Origin of the sequence: Streptomyces sp. NPDC096079 (assembly GCF_040303145.1) — a bacterium.
Taxonomy (GTDB): Bacteria; Actinomycetota; Actinomycetes; order Streptomycetales; family Streptomycetaceae; genus Streptomyces.
Window position 1 is genome coordinate 166,440 of the sequence record NZ_JBEOST010000008.1, and the last position, 15,008, is coordinate 181,447.

Genomic DNA, 15,008 nt, shown 5'->3' on the forward strand with positions numbered 1-15,008 from the left:
AGCGCCCGACACCTTGTCAGTACAATTTCACATTACTATGTTACCGGTCACATTCCAGCCGCTCCTTTCTCGACGCCGGCTGTCCGACTGCTGCTCTCCCGGAGTGACCTTCATGAACCAGCGCACCCGCACCGTGGCCATCGCCCTGGTGACCACCCTCGCCCTCGGCGCGACCGCCTGTTCCGGGGGCGGGACGTCCGCGGGCTCCCCGCACCGCGCGAACCCCGCCGCCGCCACCAACGGCGCGGTCGTCGGCGGGACCCCGAAGAAGGGCGGCACGCTCACGGTGCTGTCCAACCAGGACTTCACCCACCTCGACCCGGCCCGCAACTGGGTCATGCCCGACATGGACTTCGGCACCCGGCTCCTCTACCGCACCCTGGTCACCTACAAGGCCGGGCCCGGCGCCCAGGGCAGCGAACTGGTCCCCGACCTCGCCGAGGACCTCGGAACCCCCTCCAACGGCGCCAAGACCTGGACCTTCCGCCTCAAGCCGGGCCTGAAGTACGAGGACGGCACCCCGGTCACCGCCCAGGACGTCAAGTACAACGTGGAGCGGTCCTTCTCCCCCGACCTGCCCGGCGGCCCCGACTACGCGGCCCGCTACCTCGCCGGCGCCAAGGGCTACCAGGGCCCGGCCCAGGGCAGGCACCTCGACTCCGTGAAGACCCCGGACGCCCGCACGATCGTCTTCGAACTCCACACCGCTTTCGCCGAGTTCCCCTACGCCGCCACCCTCCCGACCTTCGCCCCGGTGCCCCGGCAGCAGGACAAGGGCCCCCAGTACGACAGCCGCCCGTTCTCCTCGGGGCCGTACAAGATCGAGACGTACGCCCGCGACAAGCAGCTCGTCCTCGTCCGCAACCCCCACTGGGACCCGAGGACCGACTCCGTCCGCAAGGCCTACCCCGACCGGATCGTCGTCACCATGGGCCTCAAGGGCAACCAGATCGACGACCGGCTGGTCGCCTCCTCCGGCACCGACGCCTCCGCCGTCCCGTGGGCCCAGCTCCGCCCCGAGTCCATCTCCAAGGTGCTCACCAAGGCCGACGTCCGGGCCCGGCTGCTCGCCGAGTCCAGCAGCTGCACCGAGATGCTCCAGATGCACACCGGCCGCGCCCCCTTCGACGAGCTGAAGGTCCGCCAGGCCGTGCAGTGGGCCCTCGACCGAGAGGCGATCGTCACCGCCGCCGGCGGCCCCGCCGTCACCGACGCCTCCACCGCGGCCATGCCCGGCCTCCTCTTCACCGGCGGAAAGCAGCCCGACACCCTGAAGATCCCGCTGTCCGGCGACCCCGAGAAGGCGAAGCAGCTCCTGAAGGAGGCCGGGAAGGCCGACGGCCTCTCCACCCGCCTCACCGTCAGCATCAACGACAAGGCCATCGGCGAGGCCATCCAGCAGTCCCTGGGCCGGGCCGGCATCAAGGTCACCCTCGAGACCGTCGACCCGTCCGCCTTCTACGACACCATCGGCGACACCAAGAACCGCACGGACCTCGTCTACACCGGCTGGTGCCCCGACTTCCCCTCCGGCACCACCTTCCTGCCGTTCGTCTTCGACGGCCGCTACATCAAGGTGAAGGGCAACTCCGGCAACCACTCCCTCTTCAAGGACGACGCCACCATGAAGCGGATGGACGAGATCGCCGCCATGACCGACGGCGACCGGGCCAACAAGGCGTGGCAGGAGCTCGACGGACAGATCCTCGCCAAGGCCCCCGTCGCTCCCGGCGCCATGAAGCGCCGCTCGCTGCTCGTCGGCACCAACATCGCCGGCGCCTACGGGCACACCTCCTGGAGCGGCCAGCTCGACTACGCGACGGTCGGACTCAAGGACCCGTCGAAGAGCGCGAACTGAAGGACGCCCCTCCCATGAACACGACCACCACCGCACCACCGGTGCACGGGGGCGGCGGGGCCTGGCGGCTGGTCCGCGCGGAACTGCGCCGCCGCACCTCCCTCAAGCTCTCCCTCGCCGTCGTCGCCCTCTTCGCCCTCATGACCGTGGCCGCCCCGCTGATCGGCGCGCTGGGCGGCTGGAGCCCGGAGGAGTTCGACAAGACCGCCGTCGACCCCTACCTCGGCGGGCTGCCGATCGGGCCGCTCGGCGGGGTCTCCGCCGAGCACTGGCTCGGCGTCGAACCCATCACCGGGCGCGACCTGTTCGCCCGGGTCGTGCACGGCGCCCAGGTGTCCCTGCTCATCGCCTTCGCCGCCACCGCGATCGTCGTGGTGGCGGGGGTGACGGCCGGCATCGCCGCGGGCTACTTCGGCGGCCGCACCGACACCGTCCTGTCCCGGCTGATGGACCTGACGATGTCCTTCCCCTCCCTCATCTTCATGATCGCGATGATGTCGGTGGCCCGGGACGTCAACCGCACGCTCCTGATGATCCTCGTCATCGGCCTCTTCGGCTGGCCCGGCGTCGCCCGGGTCGTCCGCGGCCAGACCCTCTCGCTCAAGCACCGCGAGTACGTCGACGCGGCCCGCGTCGGCGGCTCCGGCCCCTGGCGCATCCTCGCCCGGGACGTCCTCCCGGGCGTCGCGGGACCCGTCATCGCGTACACCACGCTCATGATCCCCGGCATGATCGCCACCGAGGCCGCCCTCAGCTACCTCGGCGTCGGCGTCCGACCGCCGACCCCGTCCTGGGGCCAGATGATCGCGGAGAGCGTCGCCTACTACGACACGGACCCCATGTACTTCCTCGTCCCCAGCCTCTGCCTCTTCCTCACCGTGCTGGCGTTCACCCTCCTCGGCGACGCCCTGCGCGACCTCCTCGACCCGCGCGGGGGGCGTACGTGATCCTCTACCTCGGCCGCCGGCTCCTCGGGGTCGCCGGCGTGCTCCTCGCGATCGCCGCCGTCACCTTCACCATCTTCTACGTGCTGCCCTCCGACCCGGCCGCCGCCGCCTGCGGCAAGGCGTGCAGCGACGAACGCCTGGAGGCGATCCGCGCCCACATGGGCCTGGACGCCCCGCTGTGGCGCCAGTTCGCCGACTTCGTCACCGGCATCTTCACCGGCCGCACCATGGGCACCGGACCGTACGCCCTGCGCTGCGACTTCCCGTGCCTCGGCTACTCGTACGAGAACAGCGAGGGCGTCTGGGACCTGCTCGTCGACCGGCTGCCGGTCTCCGCCTCGCTCGCCGTCGGCGCGGCCGTGCTGTGGCTGGTCCTCGGCCTCTCCGCGGGCGTGACCGCCGCGCTCCGCAAGGACACCCTCACCGACCGGGTCCTCATGGTCGGCGCGGTCGCCGCCGCCTCCCTGCCGGTCTACTTCACCTCGGTGCTGCTCATCTACGGACTGATCCGGCTGACCGGGCTGCTGCCCTACCCGCAGTACGTCCCCTTCACCTCCGACCCGCTGTCCTGGGCCTCCAACCTGCTGCTGCCCTGGTTGGCCCTCGCCGTGCTCTACGCCGCCATGTACGCCCGGCAGAGCCGCGGTTCGATGATCGAGTCCATGGCGGAGCCGTACATCCGCACCGCCCGCGCCAAGGGCCTGCCGCGCCGCACCGTCGTCGTCAAGCACGGCCTGCGGGCGGGCATGACCCCGGTCCTCACCCTCTTCGGCATGGACCTCGGCGGGCTCCTCGCCGGCGCCGTCATCACCGAGTCCCTCTTCGGACTGCCCGGCGTCGGACGTCTCTTCTACGGCGCCCTGACCACCGGGGACCAGCCCGTCATCCTCGGGGTCACGCTGCTCGCCGCCACCTTCATCGTCGTCGCCAACCTGGCCGTCGACCTGCTGTACGCCGTCGTCGACCCGCGAGTGAGGTACTGATGGCCGACCAGGCCCCCCTGCTGTCGGTGCGGGACCTCACGGTCACCTTCCCCACCCGCCACGGCCCCGTCCGGGCCGTCGACGCCCTCTCCTTCGACGTCCCGCCCGGACGCACCCTCGGCATCGTCGGCGAGTCCGGCTCCGGCAAGTCCGTCACCTCGCTCGCCGTGATGGGCCTCCACACGGGCGCCGAGGTCTCCGGCTCCGTCAGCCTGTCGGGCCGCGAACTGGTCGGGCTCCCGGAGCGCGAGCTCAACCGGCTGCGCGGCCGGAGGATGGCGATGATCTTCCAGGACCCGCTGTCCAGCCTGCATCCGTACTACACCGTCGGGGAGCAGATCGCCGAGCACCACCGGGTCCACTTCGGGTCCCGTCGCGCGGCGGCCCGCGCGCGGGCCGTCGAGGCGCTCGGCGAGGTCGGCATCCCCGAGCCCCGCCGCCGGGCCGGCGAGTACCCGCACCAGTTCTCGGGGGGCATGCGCCAGCGCGTGATGATCGCGATGGCGCTCGCCTGCGAGCCGGAGCTGCTGATCGCCGACGAACCGACGACCGCGCTCGACGTCACCGTCCAGGCCCAGATCCTGGAGCTGATCGCCCGCCTCCAGGAGGACCGGGGCCTCTCCGTCGTCATGATCACCCACGACCTGGGGGTGGTCGCCCGGGTGGCCCACGAGGTCCTGGTGATGTACGGCGGCCGCGCCGCCGAACACGCCCCGGTGGACGCGCTGTTCGCGCGGCCGGCCCATCCGTACACCCGGGGCCTGCTCGACTCGCTGCCCCGGCTCGACGACGAGGACGACGCGCCGCTCCGGGCGATCCCCGGCAGCCCGCCCTCCCTGCTCGCCCCGGCGCCGGGCTGCGCGTTCGCGCCCCGCTGCTCCCGCGCCGCCGCCGGCTCCGAGCAGGAGCGGGCCCGCTGCGCGGCCGAACGCCCGCCGCTCCGCGGCCCGGACGGACACCCGGCGGCCTGCCACTTCCCCGCTCACGAAGGCGTTCCCTCATGACCACCACACCCCCGCCCCTGCTCCGCGTCCGGGACCTGACGATGACGTTCCCCGGACGGCGGGCCCGGTCGGCGCCCGTCCGGGCCGTCGACGGCGTCTCCTTCGACGTGGCCGCGGGCGAGACCCTCGGCCTCGTCGGGGAGTCCGGCTGCGGGAAGTCGACCACCGGCCGCATGATCGTGCGGCTCCTGGAGCCGACCGCCGGCTCCGTCACGTACGACGGACGGGACATCAGCCATCTGTCCCAGCGAGAACTGAAGCCGCTCCGCCGCGAGCTCCAGATGGTCTTCCAGGACCCCCACTCCTCCCTCAACCCCCGGCAGACCGTCGCCCGGATCATCTCCGACCCGCTGCTGGTCCAGGGGAGTTCGGCCGCCGAGGCGCGCAAGCGGGCCGCCGAGCTGATGGAGCTGGTGGGGCTCATCCCGGAGCACATCGACCGGCATCCACACGAGTTCTCGGGCGGGCAGGCCCAGCGCATCGGCATCGCCCGGGCGCTGGCCACCGGACCCCGGCTGGTCGTCGCGGACGAGCCCGTGTCCGCGCTCGACGTGTCCGTCCAGGCGCAGATCGTCAACCTCATGGAGCGCCTCCAGCGCGAACTCGGCCTCGCCTACCTCTTCGTCGCCCACGACCTCTCGGTGGTGAAGCGGGTCTGCGACCGGGTCGCCGTGATGTACCTCGGCCGGATCGTGGAGATCGGCGCGAAGGAGCGGGTGTACGCGGCGCCCGCCCACCCCTACACCCGGGCGCTGCTCTCCGCCGTGCCCCTGCCCGATCCGGCGGCCGAGCGGGCCCGGGAGCGGATCACGCTGCTCGGGGATCCGCCGAGCCCGGCCGCTCCCCCGCCGGGCTGCACGTTCCATCCCCGGTGCCCCAAGGCGCGGGAGGTGTGCCGCACCGAGGCGCCGCCGCTGAGGACCGTCACCGCGGGCGAGGCCCGGCAGGTGGCCTGCCACTTCCCCGAGGGCCCGGTGGGCGGCTGAAGGCCGGCCCGCGCTCTTGACAACCGCTCACGTTCCTCGTCCTCATGTTCCTGACAGAAATGGCAGCACCTCACGGGGGGACGAACAGCGCATGACCGAGCCCGAGAGCGCGGGACCCGACTACGACGTCGTCATCGGCGGAGCGAGCCTCGCCGGCTCCGCCGCGGCGATCCTGCTCGCCCGACGGGGCGCCCGCGTGGCGCTCCTCGAACGCCGCTCGCGCCCCACGGCGTACAAGGCGCTGTGCACCCATTCGATCACCGCCAACGCCACCCCGATCCTGGCGGAACTCGGCCTGGCCCCCGCCCTGGAGAAGGCGGGGGCCGTCCGCAACGAGGCGCGCTGGTACACCCGTTGGGGCTGGATCGAGCCGAGCGCGGCACCCGGCCCCGAGTTGCCCTACGGCTACAACGTCCGGCGCAGCGTCCTCGACCCGCTGATCAGGTGCCGGGCGGCGGAGACCCCGGGGGTCGACGTGCTCCTCGGCCACACCGTGACCGGTCTCGTCCAGGAGGACGGGCGGACCGTGGGAGTGCGGGCGTCGACACCCGAGGGCGAGCGCGAGATACGGGCCCGTCTGGTGGTCGGTGCCGACGGCAAGGACTCGGCGGTGGCCCGGCTCGCGGGGGTGCCCACCCGGCGGCACGAGAACGCGCGGTTCGGCTATCTCGCCCACTTCCGCAACCTGCCGCTGCGCGACGGCATCAGTCACGCCTGGTTCCTGGTCCCCGACATGGCCTACGCGTTCCCGAACGACGACGGCATCACGGTCGTCGCGGTGCTCCCGGACAAGAAGCGGCTGCCGGCCTTCCGGGAGGACCTGGAGGGCAGCTTCCTGGACTTCGTCCGCTCCCTGCCCGACGCGCCGCCGATCGACTCCGCGGAGCGCGTCACGAAGTTCACCGGCGCGGTCGACTACCCGCTCCACACCCGCAGGGCCACCGCCCCGGGCCTCGCGCTCGTCGGCGACGCGGCCCTGACCGGCGATCCCCTGTGGGGCGTGGGGTGCGGGTGGGCCCTGCAGTCGGCGCACTGGCTGGCGGAGGCGGTCGCCGCGGCCGTGACCGGCGGGGGCGACCTCGACCGCTCGCTCGCGGCGTACGCGCGCAGGCACCGGCGCCGGCTGAGCGGCCACCAGTTCCTGGCCGCCGACTTCGCCAAGGGGCGGCCGTTCAACCCCATGGAGCGGCTGATGTTCTCGGCGGCGGCGCGGGACGGGGCGCTGGCGCGCCACATGCACCTGTTCGCGTCCCGTCTGATCGGCCCGCTGCGGTTCCTCAACCCCCTGGCGGTGGCCAGGGCCGCGGTCGTCAACCTCAGGCACCGCTGAGGCGCGCCGGGAAGGGGGCCCGGTCAGGCCTCCCAGACCGCCCGGTACAGGGCGCTCGCGACGGCGAGGTCCTCCCAGGCCATGCCCACGCTCTTGAAGAACCGCGGACGCCCGGAGGGGGCGCGGCCGTTCACCAGGTCGGCGAGGGTGCCGGCGATGTGGTCCGCGCCGATCGCCCCCTCGGCGATCGGGACGAGCAGGTCGCCGGCCTCGCGGAGCGCCGCCGCGCGCGCCTCGACGTACACCTCGGAGCGGGTCACGAGCGCGGTGTCCGTCTCCCGGGCCGTCGGCTCGTGCGAGCCGACGGCCACGACGGTGGCGCCGGGGGCGACCAGGGTGCCGTCGAAGAGGGGTGTACGGGCCGTGGTGCAGCAGACGACGAGGTCGGCCCCGGCGACGTCCCCGGGGGTTCCGGCGCGCGCGGGCACGTCGAGCGTCCGCGCGTATCCGGCGAGGGCGCGCGCGGCGACGGGGGACCGTCCGACGATGACGGCCTCGGCGAGTTCGCGGACGGCGAGGACGGCCTCCAGGTGGCCGTACGCCTGGGGCCCGGTGCCGAAGAGCACCAGGCGCAGGGGCCGGTCGTCCGGTGTCAGCCGGCGGACGGCGAGCGCGGAGACGGCCGGGGTGCGCAGCTCGGTGAGGGCTGCGCCGTCGAGGAGGGCGAGGGGCCGGAGGTCCGTGCCGTCGAGGAGCAGGTACGAGCCGGTGATGCGGGGCAGGCCGAGGGCCGGGTTGCCGGGTGCCACGCCCGCGATCTTCACCCCGGCGTACGCGTGGTCGGCGGCGGGCATGAGGAGGAGTTCACCGGCCGGGACGGGGACGGCGGTGCGGGGAGGCGCGGTCTCGGGGTCGAGTCCGGCGCGCAGGACGCCGGCGAGGACGTCGGCCGCCGCCGCCGGGGTGAGCAGGCGTGTCATGGCCGGGGCGTCGATGCGCAGCGGCTCGTTCGTGGTGGTCACAGCAGGAACCCCGTTCCCAGGTCGTCGTGGGGGTCGAGGACGAAGGTGTGGGTGCCGGTGCGGTGGGTGGCACCGGTGACCTCCGTGATCCCGCCGGACAGCAGGCGGCCGGTGAACACGGTGCCGGCCACGGACTCGTGGGTGAGGACGTCCCCGGGGGCGAGTCGCCCCTCGTCGCCGAGCAGGACGAGACGGGCGGAGGTCCCCGAGCCGCAGGGCGAGCGGTCGACCTGTCCGTCGGCGAAGACCGTGACGTTGCGCTGACGGGGCCCGGTGGGGGTGTCGGGCAGCTCCTCGTGGAGGATCACGCCGTACACGTCGTGCCGGGGGAACGCGGCGCGGATCTCCCGGCCGGCCCGGACGAGCGCGGGCAGGGAGGCCGGGGTGGTGTCGAGGCCGAGGGCGCGCGCCGGGACCGACACGTAGCAGGCGCCGGAGTCGGCGAGGTCGACGTCGACGGTGCCGGAGGCGGTGGTGACGGGGACCTTGCGGGCGAGGACGCGGGCCGGGACGTTGCGGAAGGTGACGCCGGTGGTGCGGCCGCCCGCGCGGTGGACGGTCGCGGTGACGCGCCCGGAGGGCACGTCGACGCGGACGGGGACGTCGCCGTCGTCGGGTGCGGGGACGCGTCCGGTGTCGACGGCCCAGGCGCCGAGCGCCATGGTGCCGTGGCCGCAGGCGGTGGAGTAGCCGTCCTTGTGCCAGAACAGCACGCCGAAGTGGGCGCCGTCGTCGTCGGGCGGGACGACGAACCCGCCGTACATGCCGGAGTGGCCGCGCGGCTCCCGGACGAGGAGGCGGCGCAGCTCGTCGACCGGGCCGAGCCGGGGTGCCAGGGCGCGGCGCGCGGCGACGGTGTCGCCGGGGAGGGGCGGCAGGTCCTCGTCGACGATCCTGAAGGGCTCGCCCGCGGTGTGGTAGTCGGTGGTGCGGACCTGCTGCGGGGTGGTGCTCACGTGTACGTCCTCCGGAGGGGGGGTCGCGGTGCCGGGCCGGCCCCTCCCCCCGTGGAAGGACCGGCCCGGACGGTGCGGGATGCGGGATGCGGGATCAGCTGCGGAGGGGGCCCTCGCAGCTGAAGCTCGACGTGCCCGCGACCCTGTTGGACCAGATGTCGACCGGTCCGAAGCTGCAGTTCATGTCGGCCAGGTTGTTCGACGCGGCGCCGGCCCGGTCGAGGATGAAGTAGTCGACGGTCTCGGACATGTCCTTGAAGATCTTGTCGGGGTTGTCGGCATCGGACAGGTTGGCGGTGATCCGCCCGGTGCAGACGAAGCGGCGCTTGCCCGGGTCGCCGTTCTCGACGCAGTCGGGGGTGCTGTAGGTGGCGGTGGCGAAGGCGGACTTCACGGACGCGAGGGCGGAGTCACGCAGCTGCGCGTTGGGCGTGAAGGTGGTGTTGGGGACGTAGAGCTGGTCGACCTTGGCGATCTGGGTGTCGAGGAAGCGGTCGTAGTCGCGCTGGAGGCCGGTGTCGGAGCCCAGCCGGTTGCGCCAGGCGTCGTAGGCGGCCACGTCGTTCGCCCGCAGGTTCGCGTACATCTCGCGGAGCAGGGAGGGGCGCTCGGTCCAGAGGAACTCGAAGAAGGTTCCGGCGTAGTTGTAGAAGCGGAAGCCGTCGCCGGCGTAGGTGGCGTTGAGGATCTGGCGGACGTTCATCCGGGGACCGCCGCCTGCGGTGTCGTTGATGACGCCGCGGACCAGCGACTTGCGGACGGCGATGCCGTTGTCGCGGGTGGCTCCGTCGAAGAACTCGGCCGTGCCCTCGTCCATGGCGGTGGTGCGGTCTCCCTGGTACCAGGGGCCTTCGCCGAAGGAGCCGGGGACGGCGTAGCGGCCGTTCAGGTAGTGGGTGTACTCGTGCCGGAAGAGCTCTTCCAGGGTGAGGGAGGAGTCCTGCGGGACGCGCCGCTGGTAGGTGTAGAAGGTGGCGCCGCGCTCGATGTAGATGCCGCCGTTGTTGGTGTCCATCCCGGTGAGGAGGGGGTGGTAGTTCTCGTAGTCGGCGCGGGAGGCGTAGAGGACGATGTTCAGGGTGGTGTTGGTGTCGCCGGCCAGCGGCTGGTCGGTGCCGATGACGCGGTGGAACTGCGCCTTGACCTGCTTGCTCGCGTAGTAGAGCTGGTCGACGGTGGCCCGGTCGAGCGCGGTGCGGACCTTGATGGCCCCGTTGTCGTAGGTGTACGTGTACGGGAAGAGCTGCTTCTCGATGTCCGCCTTGCACACGCCGTACGGCGCGCAGGCCTCGTAGAAGTTGAGCCAGGAGACGACCTTCGCCCAGGGCTGGCTGCCGCGGCCGAAGGTGTCGGTGACGGTGGTGAGCAGCGGACCGAGGTCGGCGACGACGCCGTCCTTCAGGGCGGCGACCTGGCCGAAGCGACCGTACTCGCTCACGGCGTCACGGACGACCCAGGCGTTGGCGGTGCCCTTGAGGTGGACGTAGCCGGCGAAGGCCTTGAAGGCCGCGCGGTAGGCGGGGTCGGCGGCGACGGCCGCGTGGAAGGCGCTGTCCTGGTTGCCCGGGTAGACGCCGAGGTAGTTGACGGACAGGCCGGCGAGCGCGGCACCGGCCCAGGCCGGGTCGAGGTTCGTGGCGGTGTGCGACGGGTCCATGGTGGCCAGGACCCGCTTGATCAGGCCGAGCTGGTGCTGACGCAGGCCGGGCGCGCTCGCCGCGTTGAGGGCTTCGCGGAGGGTGTTCGCGTTGGTGGCCGTGACGTCGAAGGTGCGGGCGGCGGCGCCGAAGTCGGCGACGGCCCGCCGGACGGCGTCGACGGTGGGCGCGTCGGTGGTGTCGATCTCGCCGCGGGAGAAGTCGTGGTAGGCGACGGCGTGGAGGTACGTGAACATCTCCTCCAGGTGGGAGGAGTTCCGTCCGTCGTGGGCGGCGGACAGGCTCGATATGCGACGGGCGACGGCCTGGACGTGGGCGTCGGACATGACGGGCGCGAGGCGGGCGTCCCAGGTCCATATGAGGCCGCGCAGACAGCCGTCGGCGGTCACCGCGGGGTCGGCGAGGAAGTCGGCGAACTGCTCGGGGCCGAGGCCGGTGATGCCGTCGAGGGTGCAGGGGACGCCGGCGGCGGTGGTGCCGGGGGCGGCCGCGGCGAGGAGGCGCGCGCCGGTGGCGGCCGGGGCCCGGCCGGGTACGCGGCCGGTGGCGAGACCGCCGGGGGCGGGGGCCGGTCCGAAGGTGGTGCTCGGGGCGGAGGCGCGGTGCTGGACCTCGTCGAAGGGGTTGGCTCCGGGCTGCGTCTGAGGGGCCCGCGCGCCGGACGCGGGGGCCTGGGCCGTGGTGGCGTCGTCCGTGGCGGTCGCGAAGGCACCGGCCTGGCCGGCGGAGGCCAGGAGGGTGACCGCGATGGCGGAGGCGAGCAGGGACGAGCGCACACGTCGGTGGAGGGACAACGGAACTCCAGCTGATGAGGGGGGTGGTGCGGGGATGGGTTCGCGAACTGGTCGGGTTCCCACGGCGTATGACGGGCGTTCATCAGGCCGTGTGCGCTGTAACATAGTAATGTGAAATTGCACTGACAACCCCTGGGACGGCACCACTTCGCCCGTGGACCCGGAGGGCCTCCGCCCGAAGAGGGTCAATCCGTCACAGAGGCCTCAGGATTCTTCGGCCTTCCGGCGCCATGACCGCGCCTGACGGAGGTGGCCCTGCTCCTCCGAGATCCGGGCCAGATGGTTCATCGCCCCGACGTGCCCCGCCCTCGCGGCCTTCTCGTACCACCCCTGAGCCGCGTAGAGGTCGCCGCTCCGCTCCCTCGCCCGCCCGAGGGCGACGCACGCCTCGACGTCCCCCTTCCCCGCCCGCTCGGCCAGCCGGTCCTCCAGCTCCCCGAGCACCTCGTCGCGGGTGAGCACCCCGGCGAGCAGGCGCCCGCCCTCGTCGTCGCCGGCCGCGACCGACCTGCGGTACCAGGCCTTCGCCGCCTCGCGGTCCCCCTCCTCCTGCGCCAGGATCCCGAGGGTGTTCATCGCGGCGGTGCTGCCGCCCTCCGCCGCACGCCGGGCCCAGCTCCGGGCCTCGACGCCCTCGCCCCGCTCGAACAGCAGCTTCCCCAGGGCGTACGCGGCGTCGGCGAGGCCCGCCTCGGCGGCCCGCCGGTACCGGCTCTCGGCCGCGGACAGGTCACCCCGCTCCCGGTCCAGGTCCCCGAGGACGGCCATCGCGTAGGGGTTGCCGCCCTCGGCCGACCGCCGGTACCAGAGGACCCCTTCGGCGTCCTCGCCCCGCTGCCGCATCAGATAGCCGACGATCTCCATCGCCCGCACGTGCCCGGCCCCGGCCGCCGCCCTCAGCAACGGCAGGGCCTCGACGGGCCGTTGCCACCGGTGGAGCAGGACGCCCAGGGTCACCCCGGCCTCTGGATGCCCCGCCGCGGCCGCCCGGCGCAGCCAGCGCTCTCCGCCGTCCCTGTCGTCGCCCGTCGCGAGCCCCACGCCGTACCGGAACATCGCCGTGACGTCCCCCGCCTCGGCGGCGGCGCGCAGGCGCGCCGTCTCCCCATCGCCGCGACCGGAGCCCCCGTCGCTCCCCCGCCGTCCCCGCACGCGCGTCCCCCTTCGCGATCACCTGACGGAACCGGGGGCCGCGAAACCGTGCGGGGGGCTGGCCATCCGCCCCCTCGGGCCCCCACCATGCTCGTGACTACTCGTGCGTAACTCATCTTAGGGGAAAGCGTGTTGAGACTCCGTGGCCGGACCGTCGCTCCGCTGCTCGCCGTCGTCGCGTCGCTGCTCCTGTCGGCCGCGCCGGTCCGTGCCGAGGCTCCCGCGTCCGCCCGTACGCCCGTGGTGTTCGTCCACGGATACAACGCCGACCCGGGCGTCTGGGGCGGGCTGCGCGCCGACCTGAAGGCCGACGGATACACCGACGCCGAACTGTTCTCCTTCGGGTACGACACCCACAGGTCCGTCAACGAGGTGATCTCCGGGGAACTCGCCGCGTACGTCGAGGACGTCAAGCGCCGGACCGGGGCGAGCCGGGTCGACCTCGTCGCCCACTCCTTCGGCAGCCTCGTCACCCGCTGGTACGTGAAGTTCGACCCCGCCGGTCAGTCCTCCGTCACCCACTGGGTCTCCCTCGCCGGCCCCAACCACGGCACCGGCACGGCCTGGGCGTGCGCGCTGTGGGACCAGGCCTGCCGCGACATGACCCCGAACTCCTACGTCCAGAAGAAGCTCGCGGAGGGCGACGAGACGCCCGGGGCCGTGCGCTACGCGACCTGGTGGTCGAACTGCGACGAGGTCATCAACCCCGACGCCAGCGTGCCCCTGGCCGGCGCCGTCAACAACGGCGCCGGCTGTCTGGACCACAACGCGCTCCTCGGCGACGACACCGTCTCCGCGGGGGTGCGCGCCTTCCTCCGCTCCTAGGGGGTGTTTCGAAAGTCCTGTGCGGTGCCCGCGGTGTCCGGTGCGCGCCCTCGGCGTGCCGGACGAAGGCCCTCGTAGCGGAGCTACTTGGGTCTTTGGCCGGTGCGGCGAGGGCGCGTGCCGGGCGCCGCGGGTGCTGTGCGGGACTTCCGAAACACCCCCTAGCGGCCTGTCCGGAAAGTCGCTAGACCGTGACCCGCTCGGTCACCGGCTGCGCCGTCTCCTCGCCCAGCTGGGCGGTCGGGACGCGGAACGTCTCGCGCAGACCCCAGGCGCAGAGCACCAGGACCAGCGCCGCCGCGCCCGAGTACAGGCCGACGCCGATCGGATCGCCGTCGTACGCGAGGAACAGGGCGGTCGCGGCGGTGGCCGCCGTCCCGCCGCCCAGCGCGGCACCGGTCTGATAGGTGGCGGAGATCGACGAGTAGCGGGTGGCCGCGGAGAACTGCTCGCCGAGGAAGGCGGGGATGCAGCCCTGCGGGGCGGCCATCAGCACGTTCACCAGGACGTAGGCGACCGTGGCCAGGACGAGCACATGGCCGTCCACCAGCGGGAAGTACAGGAAGAAGAAGACGGCGTAGGCGACGGTCCCGAGGATGACGACGGGCTTGCGGCCCTTCCGGTCGGAGAGGAGCGCCATCACGGGCACGGCGATCGTGAAGGCGAGGGATCCGGCCACCTGGAGGAGCAGGGACTCGGTGTAGCTGTAGCCGCGCTCCTCCGCGTACGTCACCGTGAAGATCGTGCCGATGTACGCGAGGGTGTTGTACCCGAAGGCCACGCCGATGGCGAGCAGCATCCGGCGCGGGTGCCGCCTGACGGCTTCCAGGATGGGGACGCGGGGCGCGCTCTCGGTGCGGCGCTCCTCCTGGGGCATGCGGCTGCGGGCGAGGACGCCGACGAGGACGAGGAGGCCGCCCAGCCAGAACGGCAGGCGCCAGGCCCAGGCTTCGAGCCGGTCCTGCGGCAGCAGGGAGATCAGGGTGAAGACGCCGGTGCCGAAGAGGCTGCCGATGCCGATGCCGGCGCTGGTGAAGCTGCCCCACAGGCCGCGCCGGTCCTCGGGGGCGTTCTCGATGCCGAACAGGGACGCGCCGCCCCACTCACCGCCCGCCGCGAAGCCCTGGACGAGCCGCAGGGCGACGAGCATGACGGGCGCGGCGATGCCGAGGGTGCCGTACGAGGGGAGGCAGCCGATGAGGAAGGTGCTGCCGCCCATGACGAGCAGCGTCAGGATCAGCATCGACTTGCGGCCGACGCGGTCGCCGAAGTGGCCGATCACGATGCCGCCGAGCGGTCGGGCGACGAACCCGCTGCCGAACGCGGCGAAGGCCACCAGGGTGCCCACCGTGCGGTCGAACGCGGGGAAGAAGACCGTCGGGAAGACGATCGCGGCGGCGAGGCCGTAGATGATGAAGTCGTAGAACTCCAGCGCCGTTCCGAATCCGGAGATCAGGAAGGTGCGTGTGCCTCTGGCCGCGCGGGCCTTGAGGCCGGGCAGGACGGGCTCCGTCATGGCGGGTCCTTCGGGGGTGGGGAGGGAGCGGTGGGAG

General features: G+C 72.9%; 12 protein-coding genes. 7 read left to right on the forward strand and 5 right to left on the reverse strand.

Features of this window, described 5'->3' with window-relative positions:
* Nucleotides 1–112: 112 nt before the first annotated feature.
* From ABTY59_RS18590 to ABTY59_RS18615, 6 genes are all read left to right on the forward strand, one after another.
* Complete coding sequence (locus ABTY59_RS18590) at nt 113–1,858, forward strand: ABC transporter substrate-binding protein (protein WP_352020041.1); 1,746 nt, start codon at nt 113–115, stop codon at nt 1,856–1,858.
* 14 nt (nt 1,859–1,872) lie between these two features.
* The gene (locus ABTY59_RS18595) at nt 1,873–2,805 is read left to right on the forward strand and encodes an ABC transporter permease (RefSeq protein ID WP_352020042.1); all 933 of its coding nucleotides are present in this window, start codon (nt 1,873–1,875) and stop codon (nt 2,803–2,805) included.
* Entirely contained in the window at nt 2,802–3,788 is a 987-nt protein-coding gene (locus ABTY59_RS18600) for an ABC transporter permease (protein WP_352020043.1), read from the forward strand. Before ABTY59_RS18595 ends, ABTY59_RS18600 begins: the two co-directional genes overlap by 4 nt.
* Nucleotides 3,788–4,792 (forward strand): ABC transporter ATP-binding protein, encoded by a 1,005-nt coding sequence (locus tag ABTY59_RS18605; RefSeq protein WP_352020044.1) that lies wholly within the window; start codon nt 3,788–3,790, stop codon nt 4,790–4,792. The genes ABTY59_RS18600 and ABTY59_RS18605 overlap by 1 nt, the downstream gene beginning before the upstream one ends.
* Nucleotides 4,789–5,778: an ABC transporter ATP-binding protein gene (locus ABTY59_RS18610; RefSeq protein WP_352020045.1), complete on the forward strand. Its 990-nt coding sequence runs from the start codon at nt 4,789–4,791 to the stop codon at nt 5,776–5,778. The genes ABTY59_RS18605 and ABTY59_RS18610 overlap by 4 nt, the downstream gene beginning before the upstream one ends.
* A 91-nt stretch (nt 5,779–5,869) precedes the next feature.
* Nucleotides 5,870–7,108, forward strand: a complete 1,239-nt coding sequence (locus tag ABTY59_RS18615) for an NAD(P)/FAD-dependent oxidoreductase (protein ID WP_352020046.1) — start codon at nt 5,870–5,872, stop codon at nt 7,106–7,108.
* 23 nt (nt 7,109–7,131) lie between these two features.
* Here ABTY59_RS18615 and ABTY59_RS18620 read toward each other — a convergent pair whose 3' ends face one another.
* The 4 genes from ABTY59_RS18620 to ABTY59_RS18635 all read right to left on the reverse strand — a co-directional run bounded on the left by ABTY59_RS18620 (nt 7,132) and on the right by ABTY59_RS18635 (nt 12,630).
* Nucleotides 7,132–8,028, reverse strand: a complete 897-nt coding sequence (locus ABTY59_RS18620) for an ornithine cyclodeaminase family protein (protein WP_352020202.1) — start codon at nt 8,026–8,028, stop codon at nt 7,132–7,134.
* Nucleotides 8,029–8,066: 38 nt separating this feature from the next.
* Nucleotides 8,067–9,026, reverse strand: coding sequence for a proline racemase family protein (locus tag ABTY59_RS18625; RefSeq protein WP_352020047.1), 960 nt, complete (start codon nt 9,024–9,026; stop codon nt 8,067–8,069).
* Nucleotides 9,027–9,120: 94 nt separating this feature from the next.
* The gene (locus ABTY59_RS18630; RefSeq protein WP_352020048.1) at nt 9,121–11,478 is read right to left on the reverse strand and encodes a collagenase; all 2,358 of its coding nucleotides are present in this window, start codon (nt 11,476–11,478) and stop codon (nt 9,121–9,123) included.
* Nucleotides 11,479–11,682: 204 nt separating this feature from the next.
* Nucleotides 11,683–12,630 carry a tetratricopeptide repeat protein gene (locus ABTY59_RS18635; RefSeq protein WP_352020049.1) on the reverse strand — a complete coding sequence of 316 codons (948 nt, stop codon included), beginning with the start codon at nt 12,628–12,630 and terminating at the stop codon, nt 11,683–11,685.
* A 129-nt stretch (nt 12,631–12,759) separates the two neighbouring features.
* Between ABTY59_RS18635 and ABTY59_RS18640 the strand changes: the two genes are divergently transcribed.
* Nucleotides 12,760–13,455 carry an esterase/lipase family protein gene (locus ABTY59_RS18640; protein ID WP_352020050.1) on the forward strand — a complete coding sequence of 232 codons (696 nt, stop codon included), beginning with the start codon at nt 12,760–12,762 and terminating at the stop codon, nt 13,453–13,455.
* Nucleotides 13,456–13,639: 184 nt separating this feature from the next.
* On the opposite strand, the gene ABTY59_RS18645 is transcribed toward ABTY59_RS18640, so the two are convergent.
* Nucleotides 13,640–14,971, reverse strand: a complete 1,332-nt coding sequence (locus tag ABTY59_RS18645; protein ID WP_352020051.1) for an MFS transporter — start codon at nt 14,969–14,971, stop codon at nt 13,640–13,642.
* Nucleotides 14,972–15,008: the final 37 nt, after the last annotated feature.